The sequence below is a fragment of the Streptomyces sp. NPDC040622 genome, from assembly GCF_055593965.1.
The window spans coordinates 504,545-525,337 of sequence record NZ_JBVIXD010000009.1; the positions used below are offsets into that span (position 1 = coordinate 504,545).

At 72.1% G+C, this 20,793-nt stretch carries 18 protein-coding genes and 2 tRNA genes; 15 read left to right on the plus strand and 5 right to left on the minus strand.

Annotation, left to right across the window (positions count from 1 at the left end):
- The first annotated feature begins 14 nt into the window (after positions 1 to 14).
- Positions 15 to 632, plus strand: coding sequence for an SCO2584 family spore wall biosynthesis protein (locus ACZ592_RS27830; protein WP_471584367.1), 618 nt, complete (start codon positions 15 to 17; stop codon positions 630 to 632).
- A 113-nt stretch (positions 633 to 745) separates the two neighbouring features.
- The gene (locus ACZ592_RS27835) at positions 746 to 1,849 is read left to right on the plus strand and encodes an SCO2583 family membrane protein (RefSeq protein ID WP_471584368.1); all 1,104 of its coding nucleotides are present in this window, start codon (positions 746 to 748) and stop codon (positions 1,847 to 1,849) included.
- Between the two features lie 15 nt (positions 1,850 to 1,864).
- Here ACZ592_RS27835 and ACZ592_RS27840 read toward each other — a convergent pair whose 3' ends face one another.
- Positions 1,865 to 3,001, minus strand: coding sequence for a M48 family metallopeptidase (locus ACZ592_RS27840; protein WP_471584369.1), 1,137 nt, complete (start codon positions 2,999 to 3,001; stop codon positions 1,865 to 1,867).
- A gap of 110 nt (positions 3,002 to 3,111) precedes the next feature.
- On the opposite strand from ACZ592_RS27840, the gene ACZ592_RS27845 reads away from it, so the two are divergent.
- From ACZ592_RS27845 to ACZ592_RS27875, 7 genes are all read left to right on the plus strand, one after another.
- Entirely contained in the window at positions 3,112 to 3,549 is a 438-nt protein-coding gene (locus ACZ592_RS27845; protein WP_471584414.1) for a hypothetical protein, read from the plus strand.
- An 86-nt stretch (positions 3,550 to 3,635) separates the two neighbouring features.
- Positions 3,636 to 3,800 (plus strand): hypothetical protein, encoded by a 165-nt coding sequence (locus tag ACZ592_RS27850; RefSeq protein ID WP_150184080.1) that lies wholly within the window; start codon positions 3,636 to 3,638, stop codon positions 3,798 to 3,800.
- Between the two features lie 67 nt (positions 3,801 to 3,867).
- Positions 3,868 to 4,506, plus strand: a complete 639-nt coding sequence (gene nadD / locus ACZ592_RS27855; protein ID WP_471584370.1) for a nicotinate-nucleotide adenylyltransferase — start codon at positions 3,868 to 3,870, stop codon at positions 4,504 to 4,506.
- Positions 4,507 to 4,522: 16 nt separating this feature from the next.
- Complete coding sequence (locus ACZ592_RS27860; protein WP_471584371.1) at positions 4,523 to 6,379, plus strand: LCP family protein; 1,857 nt, start codon at positions 4,523 to 4,525, stop codon at positions 6,377 to 6,379.
- Between the two features lie 168 nt (positions 6,380 to 6,547).
- Positions 6,548 to 6,991, plus strand: coding sequence for a ribosome silencing factor (gene rsfS, locus ACZ592_RS27865; RefSeq protein ID WP_055550452.1), 444 nt, complete (start codon positions 6,548 to 6,550; stop codon positions 6,989 to 6,991).
- Positions 6,988 to 7,629: a histidine phosphatase family protein gene (locus ACZ592_RS27870; RefSeq protein ID WP_471584372.1), complete on the plus strand. Its 642-nt coding sequence runs from the start codon at positions 6,988 to 6,990 to the stop codon at positions 7,627 to 7,629. Before rsfS ends, ACZ592_RS27870 begins: the two co-directional genes overlap by 4 nt.
- A gap of 104 nt (positions 7,630 to 7,733) precedes the next feature.
- A tRNA-Ala gene (locus tag ACZ592_RS27875) sits at positions 7,734 to 7,806 on the plus strand.
- Between the two features lie 23 nt (positions 7,807 to 7,829).
- Here ACZ592_RS27875 and ACZ592_RS27880 read toward each other — a convergent pair.
- Positions 7,830 to 8,753, minus strand: a complete 924-nt coding sequence (locus ACZ592_RS27880) for a helix-turn-helix transcriptional regulator (protein WP_471584413.1) — start codon at positions 8,751 to 8,753, stop codon at positions 7,830 to 7,832.
- Positions 8,754 to 8,864: 111 nt separating this feature from the next.
- Between ACZ592_RS27880 and ACZ592_RS27885 the strand changes: the two genes are divergently transcribed.
- On the plus strand, positions 8,865 to 10,331 hold the full coding sequence (locus tag ACZ592_RS27885) for an MFS transporter (RefSeq protein WP_471584373.1): 1,467 nt from the start codon (positions 8,865 to 8,867) through the stop codon (positions 10,329 to 10,331).
- Between the two features lie 256 nt (positions 10,332 to 10,587).
- Positions 10,588 to 10,821, plus strand: a complete 234-nt coding sequence (locus ACZ592_RS27890; RefSeq protein ID WP_454409781.1) for a hypothetical protein — start codon at positions 10,588 to 10,590, stop codon at positions 10,819 to 10,821.
- Here ACZ592_RS27890 and ACZ592_RS27895 read toward each other — a convergent pair.
- A complete protein-coding gene (locus tag ACZ592_RS27895; protein ID WP_471584374.1) occupies positions 10,790 to 12,004 on the minus strand; it encodes a glycosyltransferase 87 family protein in 1,215 nt (404 codons plus the stop codon). The two genes, ACZ592_RS27890 and ACZ592_RS27895, sit on opposite strands and share 32 nt — an antisense overlap.
- Positions 12,005 to 12,125: 121 nt before the next feature.
- Here ACZ592_RS27895 and ACZ592_RS27900 point away from each other — a divergent pair.
- Positions 12,126 to 12,198, plus strand: a tRNA-Ala gene (locus ACZ592_RS27900).
- 164 nt (positions 12,199 to 12,362) lie between these two features.
- Here the strand turns inward: ACZ592_RS27900 and ACZ592_RS27905 are convergent.
- Together ACZ592_RS27905 and ACZ592_RS27910 are read right to left on the minus strand one after the other, a co-directional pair.
- Positions 12,363 to 13,955, minus strand: coding sequence for an NADH-ubiquinone oxidoreductase-F iron-sulfur binding region domain-containing protein (locus ACZ592_RS27905; RefSeq protein ID WP_471584375.1), 1,593 nt, complete (start codon positions 13,953 to 13,955; stop codon positions 12,363 to 12,365).
- Positions 13,952 to 14,971 (minus strand): hypothetical protein, encoded by a 1,020-nt coding sequence (locus ACZ592_RS27910; RefSeq protein WP_471584376.1) that lies wholly within the window; start codon positions 14,969 to 14,971, stop codon positions 13,952 to 13,954. Before ACZ592_RS27910 ends, ACZ592_RS27905 begins: the two co-directional genes overlap by 4 nt.
- Positions 14,972 to 15,578: 607 nt before the next feature.
- On the opposite strand from ACZ592_RS27910, the gene leuS reads away from it, so the two are divergent.
- From leuS to ACZ592_RS27925, 3 genes are all read left to right on the plus strand, one after another.
- Positions 15,579 to 18,479 (plus strand): leucine--tRNA ligase, encoded by a 2,901-nt coding sequence (leuS, locus tag ACZ592_RS27915; RefSeq protein ID WP_471584377.1) that lies wholly within the window; start codon positions 15,579 to 15,581, stop codon positions 18,477 to 18,479.
- A 141-nt stretch (positions 18,480 to 18,620) separates the two neighbouring features.
- Complete coding sequence (locus ACZ592_RS27920; RefSeq protein WP_471584378.1) at positions 18,621 to 19,367, plus strand: hypothetical protein; 747 nt, start codon at positions 18,621 to 18,623, stop codon at positions 19,365 to 19,367.
- A 125-nt stretch (positions 19,368 to 19,492) separates the two neighbouring features.
- Complete coding sequence (locus ACZ592_RS27925; protein WP_471584379.1) at positions 19,493 to 20,338, plus strand: DegV family protein; 846 nt, start codon at positions 19,493 to 19,495, stop codon at positions 20,336 to 20,338.
- The last annotated feature ends 455 nt before the right edge of the window (positions 20,339 to 20,793 follow it).

Below are 20,793 nucleotides of genomic sequence, written 5' to 3' on the forward strand. Positions count from 1 at the left end.
GCTACGCTGGAGGGGTGCCGGAGGACGTGGGGGGCACGCCGTCGTTCCCTGACGGCGGGGAGCCCGACGACGACCGCGACCGCGGGGGTGCGGACGAAGAGTTCGCCTCCGTGGTCTTCGACGAGGACTTCGTGCGAGCCGCGGAGATCCATGAACCCAGCGCCGTGGAGCGCCTGTTGGCGGCCGCCCAGGCGCGCGCCGAGGCCTCCGAGGCAGAGGCCCGCCGGGCCCGCACCCGCGGCCGGGGCCACGACGCCACGGACGACGAGCTCTTCGAGGACGGCTTCGGCCCCGACGACGGCAGCGAGTTCGGCCGCGACGACGACCTCGACGAGGTCTACGAACACGACCCCCGCCACGAGGGGTACGGGCGCCCGGGCCGCCATCCCGGCCAGGTCCGCTGGCACCGGCCCGTCGCGTGGCTGCTCGCCCTCCTGATGGGCATCGGCATGGTCGCCCTCGCCTTCACCGCCGTCTACCGCGGCGCCTCCTCGTCGGGCCGCCAGGACCAGGTGCCCGCGCCCGCCTCGACCGAGGTCGGACAGAGCGCGGACAAGGCGGTGTCACCCAGCCCCTCCGTCTCGGCGGAGTTCAGCCAGTCGGCCGTGCCCGCGGAGCCGCGCAGACCCTGAGCGCCACCCCGCGCGGCCTGGCAGGGTGTTGTCGCGGCCACCCGTGAGGAGTTCTCAGAACTTGTCGTGTACCAGGGCGTTTACCTGACCGCCCCGAGACCTACTCTGAAAGTATGGGCGGGCCAGGAGACCCACCGGCGGGGACGCCCGAGGGCGCTCCGAGCGGTGGCGAGGACGAGTACCGATCCGTTGTCTTCGACGAGTCGTTCGTGCGGGCTGCCCGCCTCCAGGAGTTCTCCGCGCAGGAGCGCATGGGCGATCACGCGCGCGCCGTCCGCCGCCGCCCGGGACTCCACCGGGGCCTGTCCCGGCAGCTCGTGGTCCTCGTCGTGCTGATCGCGGTGGCCTTCGGCACGGCGATCTACATGGGCGTACGCCACCCGTACCAGACCCCGGCGGCCAAGCGCCCCGAGCCGCTGCGCATGACCGTGATACCCCTCGCCCCGCCGGGCCGCGTCCCCGGTTCGAAGAGCGTCGCCGACCTGTACGCGCACAGCCCGGCCGCGGAGTTCCGGGTGGGCGCCGGAGGCATCAACCTCCCCGCCTCGCGCCGCACTTCGCACTTCTCCGACAGCCAGGTGCTGGCCGCGCTGATCACCGCCAAGGACTACCTGGTCGAGTCCTCGCTCGACCCGGACGTGCTCGTCGGCGGCTCCGCGCGCTCCGTGCGGATCCTGGTCGACCCGGAGCAACTGGCCCAGTTCGACCGGAGCTTCGCCCACCCGGTGGCCGACGGGCGGCACGCCGCCACCGGCTGGCTGGTGCGGTTCGACCCGACGAGGACGGCGCTCGCCGACCGGCGGGTCAGGGCCGACGGCGCGATGCGGATCGTCGAGGCCGACAAGAACACCCTCGAAGTGACCTCGGACCACACGTTCGTCTACGCACTGCGGCCCGCGGGCAAGGAAGCGGCCAAGGGCGCGAGCAAGGACCGCGCCCGGGCGTCGCTGTTCACCGTCCGGCGCGAGCTGCACTTCCGCTTCGACCGCGACGACCTGCGCATGCACCGGGCGGAGGTGATCACCTCCGCCACCCAGGCGGGGCCCCTCGCCTGCTCGGCCGGGACGGCGGACCAGCTGCGGCCGCTGCTCGCCGGGGAGAAGGCGAAGGCGGGCGGCCCGGCCGGCACCGATCCGTTCGCGACGGGTGACGCGATGTCGCTGTGCGGATCGCTGGCGGCCTCGGCCCAGCCCTCGCTCCCGCCGACGGCGTCCTGACGGCGTCCTGACGGGTTATTTGTCGCCGGGCGGGGTGCCGCCGCCGTCCGCACCGTCCGTGCCGCCCTGGCTCTGGCCGCTCTGGCCGCTCTGGCCGCCCTGCCCGCCCTGCCCCGTGAACTTCCCGCGGAGCTTGCCGCCCAGGTCGCCCGCGCCGCCCGCGATGTCGTTGACCAGCTTCATCAGCGGGTCCTTGCTGTTGCGGACGTTGTCGGCGTACGACGACGCCGACTGGCGGAAGGAGTCCGAGACCGAGGTGTCCCTGTCCTCGTCGCGGCGCGGGTAGTGGCCGTCCATGATGCGCTGGAAGTCGCGGGACTCGGCCCACTTCTTCAGTTCGGCGGCGCGGACCGTGGCGAAGGGATGGGTGCGCGGCAGGACGTTGAGGATCTTCAGGACGGAGTCGCGCAGATCGCCCCCGGCCTCGTACTCCTCGGCCTGCTCCAGGAACGCGTCCACGTTCATCTCGTGCAGGTGGTTGCCGCCCGCGAGCTTCATCAGGCCGCGCATCGAGGACTTCAGATCCTGCCCGACCAGCAGCCCCGCCCGGTCCGCCGACAGCTCGGACTTGCGGAACCACTCGCGCAGCGCGGTGACGATCGCCATGATCGCGACATTGCCGAGCGGGATCCACGCGACCTTCAGCGCGAGGTTCGTCAGGAACAGCAGGATCGTGCGGTAGACGGAGTGGCCGGAGAGGGCGTGGCCCACCTCGTGGCCGACGACCGCCCGCATCTCCTCCTCGTCGAGCAGCTCGACCAGGCCCGTCGTCACGACGATGATCGGCTCGTCCAGGCCGATGCACATCGCGTTCGGCACCGGGTCCTGGTTGACGTACATCGGCGGGACCTTCTCCAGGTCCAGGATGTAACAGGCGTCGCGCAACATGGTGTTGAGATGCGCGAACTGCGCGTCGGACACGCGCACGGAGTCCGACAGGAACAGGAGCCTCAGGCTCCGCTCGGGCAGCAGGCCACTGAGGGCCTTGAAGACCGTGTCGAAGCCGCTGAGCTTGCGCAGGGCCACCAGGGCCGAGCGGTCCGCCGGGTGCTCGTAGGCACGCGACGAGATGTCGGGGAAGCGCCTGCGCTGCCGGCTCGGCACGCGCTCGTGGCCCTCGCCGCCCCCGCCGTACCGGTTGTCGTCGGTCATCCCGCATCCCCCATGTCTCGTCCTCCCGTGCCCCCGACCGTGCCCCCGAGGTGAGGCCCAGCCTAGGCGGGATACCGTGACAGGGCAGCACACAGAAGGAGTCTTCCGTCATGGAGCACAACCCCGGGGCCGCCTGGCTCACCGAGGCGGCCAAGGCCGCGGAGCGGCAGGGTCCGGGCAATCTGCTGCGGATCGTGCTGATCGTCATGGTCGTCGGATGCGTACTGGTCGGCTGGTTCCTGTTGCGCGGTTACCGCCAGAGCAGCGACAACGGCACCGTCCGCGGCGCCGGGAGCGCGCCCGACAGGAGCCCGGCGCGTACGCCCGAGAGGCGGACGGAGCCGGAGACGGGGGCGGAGGCCGGGGAGAGCGCGGAGGCCACGCCGGGTGCAACTGCCGGCACAGGCGCCCGCGAAGCCGCCGGCGAGGGCGCGGACAAGGGCGCCGGCGAGGGTGCCGGTGCGGGTGCCGACAAGAGCGCGGGCAAGAACGCAGGCGAGAGCGCCGACCAGAGCGCGGACAAGGGTGCCGACCACCGCAACGGCTGAGTCGGCGTAAGGCGGAACGAGCCTCCCGCTTACGATGGCCCGGAAGTCTTTATGTCCATCCCACCTCCGGATAGGTCCTGCCTGAGATGAGCCTCCACAGCAACGCCGCCCAGCTGGTCACTCTCGCCTCCGAGGGCGGCGAGCACGGCGGCAACCACGAAAGCCTCAGCCCTCTCCTCACCGGCGGCGGCGCCTTCGTCGTCCTCCTGCTGCTCCTGTGGATCACCACCCGCTTCAACCGGGACCGCTGAGCCCGGCCGTCCCCGAACGGGACCGCTGAAACAGGGCCCGTCCGCCGGGCCGGTAGGGTCTGCACGCATGGGAGAGCAGGACATGCCTACCGGTCCGGAGACCGGTCCGGTGAGCAACGGCAAGCGCCGCCTCGGCGTCATGGGCGGAACGTTTGATCCGATCCACCACGGACACCTCGTGGCGGCCAGTGAGGTCGCCGCGCAGTTCCACCTCGACGAGGTGATGTTCGTACCGACCGGCCAGCCGTGGCAGAAGAGCGACAAGCAGGTCTCGCCCGCCGAGGACCGCTATCTGATGACGGTCATCGCGACCGCCGAGAACCCGCAGTTCTCGGTGAGCCGCATCGACATCGATCGCGGCGGCAAGACCTACACCACGGACACGCTGCGCGATCTGCGTGTCCTCAACCCCGACACGGACCTCTTCTTCATCACGGGCGCCGACGCCCTCGGCCAGATCCTCACCTGGCGGCACACGGAAGAGCTTTTCTCCCTCGCGCACTTCATCGGGGTCACCCGGCCCGGCCACACGCTGGCCGACCCCGGACTGCCCAAGGGCGGTGTCTCCCTGGTGGAGGTGCCGGCCCTGGCCATCTCCTCCACGGACTGCCGCGCGCGGGTCGCCAAGGGGGATCCGGTCTGGTACCTGGTGCCCGACGGTGTGGTGCGTTATATCGACAAGCGCGAGCTGTACCGCGGCGAATGAGCCGAGAGGGGCACCGGTGAACGACCGACAGTACGACCCGTATGCGGGCAGCGACCCGTATGCGGGCGAGTACACGGCTGATCAGTACCAGGTCGTCGGGTACGACGAGTACGGACGGCCGGTGTACCAGCAGGTGCAGCCGCAGGTGCCCCAGCAGCAGTCTCACCAGCAGCAGTCGCAGCAGCATCAGGGGTACGGGTACGACCCCTACGCGGGCGGGCAGCAACACGGGCAGCAACAGGGCTACGACACCGGGTCCTACGGTGCGGGCTCAGCGGGCGGCACCGGGGCGTACGACGCGTACGGCGGCGCCGGGACCGCGTACGACAACAGCGGGACCGCCTATGACAACAGTGGGACCGCGTACGACACCAACGGTGCCTCGTACGGCGCGGCGGCCACGCAGGGCACGGGCTGGATTCCTCAGCAGCAGCAACAACAACAGCAGCCCCAGCAACATCAGCAGCCGCAGGCCCAGCCCCAGCCCCAGCCCCAGCAGCAACACCCGCAGCCGCCCATGGCCGCGCCCGCACCGGAGCCCGAGCCTGAGCCCGAGCCCGAGCCCGCGCGACGCGCGCCGGGGCGTGCGCCGCGGCGGGAGCAGCCGGGCGAGTACCAGACCGAGCAGTTCTCGTTCATCGAGGAGCCGGACGAGGAATCCGAAGACGTCATCGACTGGCTGAAGTTCACCGAGAGCCGCACCGAGCGGCGCGAGGAGGCCAAGCGGCGCGGCCGCTCCCGGGTCGTCGCGCTCGTCGTGGTCCTCGCGCTGGTGATCGCGGGCGGCGTCGGCTACCTGTGGTTCGCCGGCAAGCTGCCGGGCCAGTCGGACGACGCCGGCGCCGCGGCCGCCGCGTCGGGCCCCCAGAAGCGCGACGTGATCGTCGTGCACCTGCACAACACCAAGAGCAAGGGCACCTCCACCGCGCTCCTGGTCAACAACGCCACCACCAAGCAGGGCGCCACCGTCCTGCTGCCCAACTCCCTCGGCGTCTCGGACGACGACGGCACGCCGACGACGCTCGGGAAGTCCGTCGACGACGACGGCTCGACCGGCACCCGCGAGTCGATCGACACGGTGCTCGGCACCGAGGTCGAGGGCACCTGGCGCCTGGACACCCCGTACCTGAACAACCTCGTCGAGCTCGTCGGCAACATCGACGTCGACACGGACGCCGACGTGCCCGACCCCAAGGCGAAGAAGGGCGAGGCGCCGCTGGTGAAGAAGGGCGAGCAGCAGACCCTCAGCGGGCCGATGGCCGTCGCCTACGCCACCTACCGCACCTCCGGCGAGCCCGAGACCGCCCAGCTGAACCGCTTCGGCCAGGTCATGCAGGGCGTCCTGCGCAAGCTCTCCTCGGACCCGCAGGCGGCCACGACCACCGTGCAGTCGCTGGCGCAGATCCTCGACCCCTCGCTGGAGGAGAAGGACCTCGGCGCCTTCCTCGCCAAGCTCGCCGACCGCGCCAAGGGCGGCGACTACAAGACGACGCTGCTGCCCGTGCAGCAGGACGGCACGCTGTCCCAGAAGGCGGGCGACAGCGTGGTCAAGGACGTCCTCGGCGGCGCCGTGAAGAGCCCGGAGAAGGACGCGGCGGTACGGGTCGGCGTCAAGAACGCCTCCGGCAAGAAGACCGCGGCCCAGGACGCCAGGGTCTCCCTGGTCAACGGCGGCTACACCTTCATCGACAGCGGCGCGGGCAGCACGGCGGAGGCCACCTCGCAGGTCACCTATGCCGACGCGGACAAGAAGACGCAGGCCACCGAGGTCGCGAAGACCCTGGGCCTGCCCGCGAGCGCGGTCCGCAAGGGCAGCACACCGCAGAACGCCGACGTCTCCGTCGTCCTCGGCCAGGACTACCGGACCGGGTGAGAACCCGGCGCAGAACCGGCGGGGAAACGGCGGGGAACCGGGTGGGAAGGGCCGGTGCGGGCGGCGTGCGGCCGTCCGCGCCGGGGCGGTGACGTAATCGTCTGGGGGCGGTGTCGGCGGTCCGTGAGACCCTTGGGGTGTATCCACCAGCCGAAGGAAAGCTCACTAGTGACCGCCACGGACCGCTCCACCGAGCTCATCAACGTCGCCGCCCAGGCGGCTGCCGACAAGCTCGCGCACGACATCATCGCGTACGACGTCAGCGACGTGCTGTCGATCACGGACGCCTTCCTGCTCGCCTCCGCGCCCAACGACCGCCAGGTCAAGTCGATCGTCGACGAGATCGAGGAGCAGCTGAACAAGCAGCTCGGCGCCAAGCCGGTCCGCCGCGAGGGGGACCGCGACGCCCGCTGGATCCTCCTCGACTACGTGGACATCGTGGTGCACGTCCAGCACAGCGAGGAGCGTGTCTTCTACGCTCTTGAGCGCCTGTGGAAGGACTGCCCCGAGATCGACCTGCCCGAGGAGGCCAAGGCCACCCGCGGCAAGGCCGCCGAGCACGCCGAGCAGCGGGCCGCGGAGGAGGCCGACCTGGACGGTGAGCTGCGGTGACCGTCCGGGGTTGCCGGATCATCCTGTGGCGGCACGGCCAGACCGCGTGGAACCTGGAACGCCGCTTCCAGGGCTCCACCGACATCGAGCTGACCGAGACGGGCGTCGCCCAGGCCAGGCGCGCCGCCCGGCTCCTCGCCTCCCTGAAGCCGGACGCCATCGTCGCCTCCGACCTCAAGCGGGCGGCTGCCACGGCCGGCGAGCTCTCCGCGATCACCGGTCTCCCCGTCACGCACGAGGAGGGCCTCCAGGAGACGTACGCCGGTGAATGGCAGGGCCTCACGCACGACGAGATCATCGCCCGCTTCGGCGAGCAGTACGCCGCGTGGAAGCGCGGCGAGGCGGTGCGCCGGGGCGGCGGCGAGCTGGAGACCGAGGTCGCCGACCGGGCCGCTCCCGTCGTGCTGCGTCACGCCGAGAAACTCCCCGAGAACGGCACGCTGGTGGTGGTCAGCCACGGCGGCACCATCCGCACCACGATCGGTCGCCTGCTGGGTCTGGAGCCCCACCACTGGGAGGGTCTGGGCGGTCTCACGAACTGCTGCTGGTCGGTCCTCGGCCAGGGCGCGCGGGGCTGGCGCCTCCTCGAGCACAACGCGGGCACGCTGCCGGAACCGGTGCTCGGCGACGACGACTGAGCACCCCGGAGCCGCGCCGAGCGGCGGCCCGACCCGGATTTCACATTCCGGCTGGTCGCAGGCTAAAGTTCTTCTTGTTCGCCCGCCGAGCGGGAAGAACGCAAGGGGCTATAGCTCAGTTGGTAGAGCGCCTGCATGGCATGCAGGAGGTCAGGAGTTCAATTCTCCTTAGCTCCACAGTGATGGAAATCCCGTCCCCGTCAGGGGGCGGGATTTTCCTTTTCCCCCGCTCGTGAATCAGCCGTCCGCAGCCGGTGCAGCTCGGCGATGTGGCCCCTGCTCTCCTCGTCGTCCGGGGTGTAGACGACGATCCGGCACTCCGGCATGCCGTTGATGCTCAGGGAGACCGACGTCACGCGCAGTTCACCGATGGCCCGGTGCCGGAACGTCTTCACGCGGCGCCCCGGCGGTATCACGTCCCCGCTGTCCCAGAGCCGCGCGAAGTCCGGGCTGGCGGCGGACAGCCGGCGCAGGAAGCCCTCCCAGGCGGGCTCGCCCGCATGCCGGCCGTACGCACTGCGCAGGGTCGCCACCATCACGGGCAGCTCCGCGTCCCGGAAGACCAGCGGGCACTCCTCCGCCGGCACGGTGAACAGCGCCCACAGCACGTTCGGGACGCCGGTGCCGGCGGGCTGGGGGAGGAGGAAGAGGTCGCGGTAGGCGGGGTTGGTGGCGAGGATGTCGTAGCGCCCGTTGTAGACCACCGCCGGGCGTGGGTCCATGGCGTCGATGATGCCCTGGATCTCCGCGCCCACCGCCTCCGCCGAGGCCTCGTGGTCCGGGGCGTACGGCACCTCGGCCAGGTGGTACAGGTGCTCGCGCTCCGGCTGGTCCAGGCGCAGGGTGCGCGCCACGGCGTCCAGGACCTGGGGCGAGGCGTTGATCGGCCTGCCCTGTTCGAGCCAGGTGTACCAGGTGACGCCGACGCCGGAGAGCTGGGCGACCTCCTCGCGGCGCAGGCCCGGCGTGCGGCGGCGCAGGCCCGGGGCCATGCCGACGTCGGCCGGTGTGACCCGCGCCCTGCGCCCGCGCAGGAAGGCGGCGAGCTCCGGACGCCGGCGCCGGCCCGCCCCCGGCCGGCCGAGCGGGTGCGTTCCCCGGTGCTGTTCGTGTGCGGTCGCCATCGTCGTCACGTCCCCCATCGTCCACGGCCGCCACGAGCGCTGACAGGTGCTGTCAGTACCAGCATCGGCGGGCTCTCGTCACCCGTACCGGACCGCCCGCACGCTCACGGCATGACGACGACCACCCCACCCGCCCCCGCGGGTCCGACTTTCCCGTCCAGTAAAGCCTCCGGCACTGACAACCGGCCCGGACGGCTGCTCGCGGTCGTGCTGGCCGCCCAGTTCATGGCGCTCCTCGACGCCTTCATCGTCAATGTCGCGGCGCCCACCATCCGCACCGAACTGCACGCGTCCGGCGCCGGGTTGCAGCTGGTGATCGCCGGCTACACCATCACGTACGCCGTGCTCCTGATCACCGGCGCGCGCCTCGGCGACCGCGTCGGCCACCGCCGCGTCTACCTCGCGGGGCTCGCGGTCTTCACCGCGGCCTCCCTCGCCTGCGGACTGGCCCGGACGACCGGCGAGTTGATCGCCTTCCGGCTGCTGCAGGGCGCGGGCTCCGCGGTCCTCATCCCGCAGGTGCTCAGCCTGATCCAGCGCCACTTCGCGGGCGAGGCGCGGGGGCGGGCGCTCGGCGCGTACGCGGCGGTCCTCGCGACCGGCGCCGCCGCCGGGCAGGTGCTCGGCGGCGTCCTCGTCAGCGCCGACCTGTTCGGCGCGGGCTGGCGGCCGGTGTTCCTGGTCAACGTGCCCTTCGGCGTCGTCCTGCTGGCCGTGGCGGTGCGTGTGCTGCCGCGCGACGACGACGCGGAGCGGGCGGCGGCGCGGGCCCGGGGGCTCGACCTGCCCGGCCTCGTGCTGCTCGGCGCGGCCGTCTCGCTGTTCACCGTGCCGCTGGTGCTCGGGCAGCAGAAGGGCTGGCCGCTGTGGACCTGGCTCTCGCCGGCCGCCGCCGGAAGCTGCTTCGCCCTGTTCTGCGCGTACGAGTCCCGGCTGGCCCGGCGCGGCGGCGCACCGCTGATCGCGCCCCGGGTCCTTCGCACGCCCGGCATGGGTCTCGCGGTCTTCCGGATCGCCGCCGCGATGGCCGTGAACGCCGGCTTCCTCCTCACGCTCACCCTGCACGTCCAAGGCGGCCTCGGCCACAGTGCGCTGCGGGCCGGGTTCACCTTCGCGCCGACCGCCGTGGCCTTCGGCCTGGTCGGGCTGACGTGGCGCGGCTGGCCGCAGGCGGCCCAACGGGCACTGATCCCCGGCGGGTTCGTGCTGACCGCACTGTCGACGGCCGCCGTGGGGCTGCTGCTGCGCGACGGCGGTGACGGCGGGCTCTGGCTCTACGCGGCCTTCGTCGGCGTCGGCACGGGGCTCTCGCTGGGCTTCGGTCCGACGCTGACCCGGGCGCTCGCCACGGTGCGGGCCGAGGACGCGGCGGACGCCAGCGGTCTGCTCGCGACGGTCACCCAGCTCGGCCAGTTGACCGGAGTCGCCTGCTTCGGTGCGCTGTTCTTCAACCGGCTTGAGTCGGAAGGGGCTCCGGGGGCGTATTCATCGGGGAGCGCGCTTTTGGTGTGCGCCTGGGCGCTGGCCGCTGTCGCCGCACTCGGTGCCGTGTCCGGACTGGTACGAATGCGTCGCTGACCGGGTCGCTCAGACCGTGGCAGAATCGGACGGCCGGAAGGGGACGCAGCCCGACGGGAGGGAGAGCGAGATGCCTGCGAGCATCCTCGGAGGGGTCGACCGCCTCTCCGAAGCGGCGGCCGTGCGAGATCGACGCGGACTCCGCACACTCCTCGACTGCCCTTCCTGCGGCTCGGCCCCCGTCGCCCACGTACTCGGTGACCACGGCGGAGTCTCGTACATGTGCACCGCCTGCGCCCACAGCCGGAGCTGATCGATGGGTGCACACAGGCGGAAGTGCGACTGGTGCGGCGGTGGCACGCCGATCGTCCGCGACATGGAACCCGTCAACCCGGAGTACCAGTACTGGTGCGAGGAGTGCGCGCGGGCGCTGATCATAAAGGGCGACCCCATCGAGACGTACCGCGAGCTCGAAGGGGAGCCGATCTACGGTCGGCTGCTGGACGAGCACTGCACGCTCAAGCGCTTCTACTCGTTCGCGACCGCGTGAGCGCGACCAGCAGGAACGCGAAAGCGGTCGCTACGTAGAGGGCGGACAGCGTCATCTGGCCATAATTCTGGCCGAGTTCGTTTCGTCCTTCCCCGTGCGGCACCCACCACAGGGCGTACGAGCAGAAGACCAGGGACACGCCCGCGGCGAGCGCCCACCGCGCGTGCCCGCCCCGGCGCGCCGCCTCCGTCCACAGGAGGAGCGCCATCGGCACGCACCACACCCAGTGGTGCGACCACGACACCGGGCTCACCAGGAGCGCCGTCGCCGCACAGGCGAGCACCGCCCGGGCCCGCTCCCCGCGCAGCGCCGCGGCCACCGCCACGGCGAGGCCCGCCGCGCCAACAGCCGCTGCGGCCAGGGCCCAGGGGGCGCCGGGCTCCCCGGTGTGCAGGAGCCGGGCCAGAACGCCGCGCAGCGACTGGTTCGCGGTGTCCTCGGCGAATCCGACCCGGCCCGCCTCGAAGACCATGCGGGTCCAGAAGCGCCACGAGTCGTACGGCAGGACGGCGGCCGCGAGGAGCGTCGCGCCGGCGAAGGCCACGGCCGCCCCGCACGCGTGCCGCACGACCGGCCGCCAGGGCCCGCGCCGCAGGGCCTCGGCGGCGCCGACGAGCAGCAGGAACACCGCGAAGAGCGCGGGCGTCAGCTTGACGGCCGCCGCGACGCCGATGCCCACGCCCGCCCAGCGGTGGCCGGGGCGCCGGGACAGGTCCCACACGACGAGCACGGCGAGCAGCAGATTGATCTGCCCGTACCGCAGCGTCGTCCACACCGGCTCGCACCAGACGGCGACGGCGGCCACCCACAGGGCACTCTCCACGCGCGCGTGCCGCTCGCCCCGCACCAGCCGCAGGGACAGGTGCGCGAACGCGACCAGGAGCAGCAGGTTCGTGAGCGTCGCCAGGGTGCGCATGTCCGCGGTGTCCAGCAGCGTCAGCGGGGTGAACAGGAGCGCGGCGAACGGCGGATAGGTGGTGGGCAGCCGGGCCTCGGTGGTGCGCAGCGCGTAGAGGTCGCCGCCCGCGCGCACGGTCTCGCCCTCGGCCCGGTAGACCATCAGGTCGATCATCGAGACGTCGGCGGCGCGCTGAGCCAGCCAGAAGGCCGTGAAGGAGAGCAGGCAGGCCCCGGCGGCGAGAGGCACACGGCGGCGGGCGGCGGCGAGCGCGATCACGGTCACGAAGGCCGACAGTACCGGCCGTATCGACCCAGAACGGACCAGACTGGAATCGATTTGGTGGAGCACGGGTAGGACCGTGTAATGTTGGCGGAGCCGCCGGGGAAACCGGGCGGACAGGCAAGGGGCTATAGCTCAGTTGGTAGAGCGCCTGCATGGCATGCAGGAGGTCAGGAGTTCAATTCTCCTTAGCTCCACAGGATATGAGCGGGCCACCCGGATCGGGTGGCCCGCTTTTCTGTCTGCTCCTCATTCCCGGCCGGTCATGCGTCGGTCATTCCCTCGTCCGTCGCCCCCGTCGCCCCCGTCGCCCCCGTCGCCCCCGTCACCCCCGTCACCCCCGTCACTGCCGTCACCCCCGTCACTGCCGTCCGCTGCCGAGCGCCCTGCGGCCCCGGCCGGGCGGCAGCGCCGCCGGCAGCGCGGGACGGCCCCGGAGCGCGGCCTTCGGATCCTCCTCGATGCGCAGCGCGAGCGCGGGACAGCGCCGCACGGCACGCGTGGCACGCGCTTCGGAGTAGCGCGGTACGGATGCCTCCGCGACCGAGGGAAAGCCGTCAGGGCCCAGCTGGATCAGTTCCGGGACGATGTCCGCGCACAGTCCGTGGCCCTGGCAGAGCGTCCAGTCGACGGCCAGTTTGCGGCCACTGGGGGCCTCGGCCGGGGGCGCCTCCGCCTGGAGGGGCAGCACGCCCTCCACCGGACGCCCGCAGCCGTCGCCCAGGACATGCGCCGCGAGGTCGTCGGTGAACGCGGAGATCGCCGACTCCAGGAAGGCCGCCGAACCGTCGGGATGCTTGCACGCGCCGCGCCGCTTCACGGCCCGGGTCACCTCGCGCAGCGCCTCCAGTGCGGTCGGGCCGCCGCCCTGCAGGACGTCCGCGAGGCCGCGGGCCGCCGCGGGGAGGCCGAGGTAGCAGGGCCCGCACTGCCCGGAGCTCTCGGCGGCCAGCCAGTGCGCGACGCGCAGCGACTCCCCGAGCGGGCAGGTGTCTTCGCCGATCGGCAGGATCGCGCCCGCGCCGAGCGCGCCCCCGCAGGCGTCCAGGGCGGCGCGTGAGACGACGGCGTCGTGCGCCGTGACGGTGTCGAGCCACCTGCCGTGATAGCCGCCCGTCAGCACACCCTGGGGGAGCGCCGGTGCGCCGGCGAGCTCCAGGACGTACCGCAGGGGCACTCCGGTGGGCACCTCGACGACCATCGGCCGGGCGACCGCTCCGGAGAGCGTCAGCAGGACCGTGCCGGGCTCCTCGCGCAGGCCGGTGCGGCCGTAGCGGTCGGCGCCCACCCGCGCGGCGACCGCGAGCTGGGCGAAGGTCTCCGCGTTGGAGAGCAGGGTGGGGGCGCCCCCCACCCCGGAGTCGGACGTCCGCACCTTGCGGCCCGGTGGCAGCGGCGGGCCGCCGTCCGCCGAGCGGACGAGAGCGGAGGACTCTCCGGTGACCATGCGCACCGGATTGCGCTGCACGCGCGCGCGAAGGGCCGATCCGCGCCGGTTGCCGAGGCCCCGTTCGGCCAGAGCGGTGCGCATCGAGGCCTCGGTGGAGTCGCGGGTCACGCCGACGACCAGGGTGCGGGCGCCGAGGGCCTCGGCGGCGAGCAGGGCGCCGTCCAGGATGAGGTGCGGGGCGCGGTTGATCAGGACGGTGTCCTTGCGGCAGGCCGGTTCGTCCTCACTGCCGTTGACGACGACCACGGGACGTACGCCACGACGTATCGCCGCGTCGGCGACGGCCCGCAGCTTCTGCGCGAAGGGGAAGCCCGCGCCGCCCCGGCCGCGCAGCGTGATGTGCTCGGAGAGGCGGGCGAGCGGTTCGCCGGGCATCGGTTCCAGGGGGCCGTGCACCTTCAGGTGCATGGCGAGGTCGAGGCGTTCGACGAGGTCGAATCCCGAGGTGAGCAGGGGCAGTCCGACGACGCGGACTTCGGGGACGTCGGGCAGCGACGCGTTCACGGATGGCCTCCGGTGGCGGCGTTCCAGGGCTCGCCCGTGCTGGGGGCCTGAAAGGGCCGGTGCAGCGGTTCGGCGGCGGGGCCACTGTCGTACGCGGGATCGAGGACGGGGTCGTACGCGGTGTCGAGCGGGGCGTCGTAGGACGGGTCGTAGACGGGCTGAGGGGCCGTGTCGTACGTGGGCTGGGGTGCGATGTGGGGGGACTCGGCGGGCGGTGGTGGCGAGGGGGCGGGCCAGCGGCCCACGGGTTCGCGGGGCGGCGGGACGGTCGGGTGCGGGGGCGAGGTGGGGGCCAGCGCGCGGTAGGCGGCCGAGATGCCGACGACCGGGTCCGGGGCGGATGCGGGGGCGGTCGTGCCGGGCGGCGGGGTGGCGGCGGCGTCCCGCGCGGGAGGCGCGTCGGGCGACCGGCCCGCACGGTCCGGTTCGAGCAGGGCGAGGATCCGGGCGGCGACCCTCCGCTTGACCGGGAGGGGCGCGGCGCGCAGCGCGACGGCCCCGGCGACCGCGACCAGGCACAGGCAGTACAGGGCGACCACCCACGGCTTCGGCTGGCGGCCCGCGTACAGGCCGTGGACCAGCGCCGAGCACCAGGCGGGGTAGGCGAGCGTGTGCACCGCCCGCCAGCGCGACGCGACCCGCGCGGGGGAGGCGAAGGCGCTGCGCAGGGCGCCGGTGACGGCCGTGGCGATCATGAGGAGGCCCGCCAGCGAACCGAGGCCGATGAGCCCGGCGCTGCCGGACACACCGAGCCCGAACGGCAGCAGGGCGCCCGACAGCGACACATGGTCGAGCGCCACCTTGACCGTGCCGTGCAGCAGCAGGAAGCCCACGGAGGCGATCGCGGTGGCCCGGTGCACGGCCTGGGCCAGCAGGCGCTGGCGCGAGTGCAGGAAGAGGCGGTCGGTGGCGACCAGGCCCCAGGCGACGGCGGCGGTCAGTGAGACCAGGGACAGCACGCCCGAGGTGAAGTCGATCGCGGCACGCAAGGCGTCGCTGCCGGCGAAGACGAGCACGGGTATCAGGAGCAGGGCTCCGGCGCTCAGGGCCCGCGAGAGCGGGACGGCGGCGAAGGAGGGCGAACCCGATGAGGGAGATGGGCGAGACGAGCGGGATGAGTGAGACGAACGAGGAGACGGTCGGGAGAGGGAACGGCTCTTGCGGTGCGGGTGCAGAGGGTTCATGGGGGCGACTCCGAAATGGTTCGGTCCCGCCGCATGCTAAGTCGCTCCATACCGGTGGGTACGGGGTTTGAGTTATTGCGTTGTTATCAAAGCGCGACACGATCTTGGTGTTGCCCCGATAGAGGGCGGTACGCCGAGTAACCCTTGGCCAAGGCTCGTTGATCGACCCTTGGCCGGTGACGGGCGGGCCGCACGGCTGCGGTGTGCGGCCGGTGCGGGCGGCGCGGGCGGAAGCCCGTCGCGAGGCCCGGGAGGCCTGCGGTACCCTGACGCCATGCGTGCCGTACGCCTTCTGCTTAGCGGGCCGCGCTGATCAGTCCCCACCGCCGGTGAATCGCGGTGGGAATCGGCGCGGCGTCCCCTCCTGTGCGAGGGGCATTTTTATTTGGCCGGACGGCCGATTCCGCAGGCAGAGACGATCGATGGAGCTTTGAGGATCATGAGCGAGACGAATTCTGCTGCCGCCTCCGAGGTGGCCGCGCCGCACCGCTATACGGCCGCTCTGGCCACCGAGATCGAGGCGCGCTGGCAGGACTTCTGGGACGCCGACGGCACCTACGAGGCGCCGAACCCGAGCGGCGACCTGGCCGCGCGGAACGAGGCCGAGGCCGCCCTGGCCGAGCGGCCCAAGAAGTTCATCATGGACATGTTCCCGTACCCCTCCGGAGCGGGCCTGCACGTCGGCCACCCCCTGGGGTACATCGCCACGGACGTCTTCGCGCGCTTCCAGCGCATGAACGGCCACAACGTCCTGCACACCCTGGGCTTCGACGCCTTCGGCCTGCCCGCCGAGCAGTACGCCGTGCAGACGGGCACCCACCCGCGGGTCTCCACCGAGGCCAACATCGAGAACATGAAGTCCCAGCTGCGCGCGCTGGGCCTGGGCCACGACAAGCGGCGGTCGTTCGCGACGATCGACCCCGAGTACTACAAGTGGACCCAGTGGATCTTCGTCCAGATCTTCAACTCCTGGTACGACGCCGACGCCGGGCAGGCCCGCCCGATCGCCGACCTGGTCGCGCAGTTCGAGAGCGGTGACCGCGCCGTACCGGACACCACGCGCACGTGGAGCGAGCTGGACGCCGCCGAGCGCGCCGAGGTGCTGGGCACGTACCGCCTGGCGTACGCCTCCGACGCGCCCGTGAACTGGTGCCCCGGCCTGGGCACCGTCCTGGCCAACGAGGAGGTCACCGCCGACGGCCGCTCCGAGCGCGGCAACTTCCCCGTCTTCAAGGCGAAGCTGCGCCAGTGGAACATGCGCATCACCGCGTACGCCGACCGGCTGCTGGACGACCTGGACGCGCTGGACTGGCCCGACGCCATCAAGCTGCAGCAGCGCAACTGGATCGGCCGCTCCGAAGGCGCCCGCGTGGACTTCCCCGTGGGTGTCGAAGGCGACGCGATCACCGTCTTCACCACCCGCCAGGACACCCTGTTCGGCGCGACCTACATGGTCCTGGCGCCCGAGCACGACCTGGTCGACAAGGTCGTCCCCGAGGCCTGGCCCGAGGGCACCCACGAGGTGTGGACCGGCGGGCACGCCACGCCGGCCGAGGCCGTCGCCAAGTACCGCGCCTTCGCCGCCGCCAAGTCCGACGTCGAGCGCCAGGCCGACGCCAAGGAGAAGACCGGCGTCTTCACCGGCGTCTACGCCACCAACCCGGTCAGCGGCGAGCAGGTCCCGGTCTTCATCGCCGACTACGTCCTGATGGGCTACGGGACCGGCGCGATCATGGCCGTCCCGGCCCACGACGGCCGCGACTTCGCCTTCGCGCGCGCCTTCCACCTGCCCATGCACTGCGTGGTCGAGCCGTCCGACGACCGCGGCACCGACACCCGCACCTGGGACGACGCCTTCTCCTCCTACGAGGCGAAGCTGATCAACTCCTCGAACGCGGAGATCTCCCTGGACGGCCTGGACGTCGCCACCGCCAAGGCCCGCATCACCGGCTGGCTGGCCACCCGCGGCATCGGCGAGGGCACCGTCAACTTCCGCCTGCGCGACTGGCTGTTCAGCCGCCAGCGCTACTGGGGCGAGCCCTTCCCGATCGTCTACGACGAGGACGGCATCGCCCACTCGCTGCCCGAGTCGATGCTGCCCCTGGAGCTGCCGGAGGTCGAGGACTACTCCCCGCGCACCTTCGACCCCGACGACGCGAACACCTCTCCGGAGACGCCCCTGTCCCGCAACGAGGACTGGGTCAACGTCACGCTGGACCTGGGCGACGGCCCCAAGCAGTACCGCCGCGAGACCAACACCATGCCCAACTGGGCGGGTTCGTGCTGGTACGAGCTGCGCTACCTGGACCCGCGCAACGACCAGCAGCTGGTCGACCCCGACGTCGAGCGGTACTGGATGGGTCCGCGCGAGGGGCAGCCGACCGGCGGCGTCGACCTGTACGTGGGCGGCGCCGAGCACGCGGTGCTGCACCTGCTGTACGCGCGCTTCTGGTCGAAGGTCCTGTTCGACCTGGGCCACATCTCGTCGGCCGAGCCGTTCCACAAGCTGTACAACCAGGGCATGATCCAGGCCTACGTCTACCGGGACAGCCGCGGCTTCCCGGTGGCGGCCACCGAGGTCGAGGAGCGCGACGGAAAGTTCTTCTTCGAGGGCGAGCCGGTCAAGCGCGAGCTGGGCAAGATGGGCAAGTCCCTGAAGAACGCCGTCACGCCGGACGAGATCTGCGACGAGTACGGCGCGGACACCCTGCGCCTGTACGAGATGGCGATGGGCCCCCTGGACGTCTCCCGCCCCTGGGACACGCGCGCGGTAGTCGGCCAGTACCGCCTGCTGCAGCGGCTGTGGCGTCTGATTGTCGACGAGTCGACCGGTGAGGTCACCGTTGCGGACGTCGCCGAGGCCGACGTCGAAGAGACGACGCTGCGCGCCCTGCACAAGGCGATCGACGGCGTGCGCCAGGACCTGGACGGCATGCGGTTCAACACCGCGATCGCCAAGATCACCGAGCTGAACAACCACCTGACGAAGGTGGGCGGCGTAGTGCCGAAGCCCGTCGCGGAGCGCCTGGTGCTGCTGATCGCGCCGCTGGCCCCGCACGTCGCCGAGGAGCTGTGGCGCAAGCTGGGTCACTCCGACTCGGTCGTCCACCAGGACTTCCCTGTCGCCGACCCGGCGTACGTCGTGGACGAGTCCGTGACCTGCGTCGTGCAGATCAAGGGCAAGGTCAAGGCGCGCCTGGAGGTCTCCCCGTCGATCTCCGACGCCGAGCTGGAGAAGGTGGCGCTGGCCGACGAGAAGGTCGTCGCGGCGCTGGACGGCGCGGGAATCCGCAAGGTGATCGTGCGGGCGCCGAAGCTGGTGAACATCGTGCCTGCGTAGAGGCATCGGGGTCTTCCCTTACGGGCAGGTTGGGGGTTCCGTTGGAACCCTCGGCCTGCCCGTTGCGTTTACCGTGGAAGAGCGGCGATCGCGCCGCAGCCGAGCCAGAGTCAGCCGTTCGCCGGCCGAAGGAGAAGCGTCGTGGACGTGGTGTTCGCAGTGGTCGCGCTGCTCTTCGTGCTGTTCGTGGCCGTGGGCGCGTACGCGACGGTGAAGGTCGGCCGAGCCGCCAAGCGCGGGGTGGACCGCACCCTCTCGCAGGCCCGCCGGACCGTGGAGGACACCACGCTCCGCGCCAAGGCGTTCGGCCAGATCGGCACCCCCGCCGAATTGGCCCAGCTGCGGATCTCCTTGCGCACCTCGATGCGGGCCACCCAGGACGCGCTGCACGCGGGCGTGGCCGAGGACGCCTCGCTCAAGGAGTCTCTGGGACTCTTCGAGCGGCTCAGCGTCCACGGCCACGAGCTGGACGACGAGCTCGGGCGCCTGGAGCGCGACCCGGACAAGGCGGCCCTGGCCCAGCGCCTGCCCGGGCTGCGGGAGCGCACCCAGCAGATCACCAAGGCGGCGGACTCGCTGCGGTGGTCGGCGCGCGACCGGGCCCACCGGTTCGCGGGCGACGACCTGGACTCGCTCAGCACCCAGATCGACATGGAGGCCGGCGCCCTGCGGCACTGGACCGCCGCGGAGCCGCCGGCCACGCAGACCCCGGCCGCCTGGCCCGAACCCGTGCCGGAGGCGGGCAAGAGCGCCGAGCAGACCTGGACCGAGCCGTCCGGGCCCGACCGGCGGGCGGCCCACGAGCCGACGCAGCCCGCGATCACTCCGCCCACCCCCAGGGCCACCCATCCCTGGGAGAAGAAGGCCAAGCCCGAGAGCACGACCTGATCGGCCCGGCGACACGGGGAGCCTCCCGTGAACGGGGATCCTCCCGTGCACAGGGGGCCTCACGGGATCCGGCCGAGCAGGGGCTGGGCTGCCACCCGACGACCCAGACAGGTAATCTCCAGCTCATGTCCCGCCATGTCGCGATCGTCACGGATTCAACGGCCTACCTGCCGCAGCGGACGATGGAGCGGCACAGCATCACCGCGGTGCCCCTGACCGTCGTCCTGGGCGACCAGGCGCTGGAGGAGGGCACCGAGATCTCGGCCCGCTCCCTCGCCCAGGCGCTGCAGAAGCGGAAGCCGGTGACCACGTCCCGGCCCAGCCCGCAGATGTTCGCGGACACGTACCGCAAGGTCGCCGAGGCGGGCGCCACCTCCATCGTCTCGCTGCACCTGTCCGCCGAGTTCTCCGGCACGTACGACGCGGCGGTCCTCGCCGCGAAGGAAGCACCGGTCCCCGTGCGGGTGGTGGACACCGGCATGGTCGCGATGGCCCTCGGCTTCTGCGCCCTCTCGGCGGCGCAGGCCACGGAGGCGGGAGCCTCGGTGGAGGAGGCGGTGGCGGCCGCGGAGAAGCGGGCCGCCGACACCTCCGCGTACTTCTACGTCGACACTCTCGACTATCTGCGCAGGGGCGGCCGCATCGGCGCCGCGCAGGCGCTGCTGGGCTCCGCGCTGGCCGTGAAGCCGCTGCTGAAGCTGGACGGCGGCCGCATCGACATGCTGGAGAAGGTGCGGACGGCGTCGAAGGCGATCGCCCGGCTCGAGGAGATCGTGGTCGAGCGGGCCGGCGCGGGCGAGGTCGACATCGCGGTACATCACCTGGCGGCACCGGAACGGGCGACCGTGCTCGCCGACCGGCTCAGGGAGCGGGTGCCGGGCCTGGCGGACCTGCATGTCAGCGAGGTCGGCGCGGTGATCGGAGCGCACACGGGGCCGGGGTTGTTGGGGGCTGTGGTCTCGCCGCGGTGAGGGGTGAGGTTCGGGGGCGAGAGAGGGGCTCGTGAGTGGCACGTGCCACGTGTGGGTGACGGAGATATCCACAACTGCCGGGTAATCCACGGTAATTGACCAAGATCAACACGATGTTCCGGCTGTGCCTAACGTCGTCGGCATGGCACTTCGATCACTTTCCCGGACACCTTCCGCAACGAGCGGCCCTGGCCGCGGCCCCGCGTCCGACGGCCGTGCGCACCACCGTGATGCCCGGGGGCGGGCCCGGCGCAGGCGCGCGTCGGCGGAGGCGGCGCGGTTGCGGGCGGAGAGGCTGTTCGCGCAGCCGCAGCCGCAGCCGCAGCCGCAGCCGCAGCCGCCTCCACCTCCACCTCCACAGGAGCCGTTGTCGTCGGCTTCGCCTCGGCTTGATGTGGCGGGTCCTGATGTGGCCGCTTCCGAGGCGGCGTCGGGGGTGGCGGCGGGGGATGGGG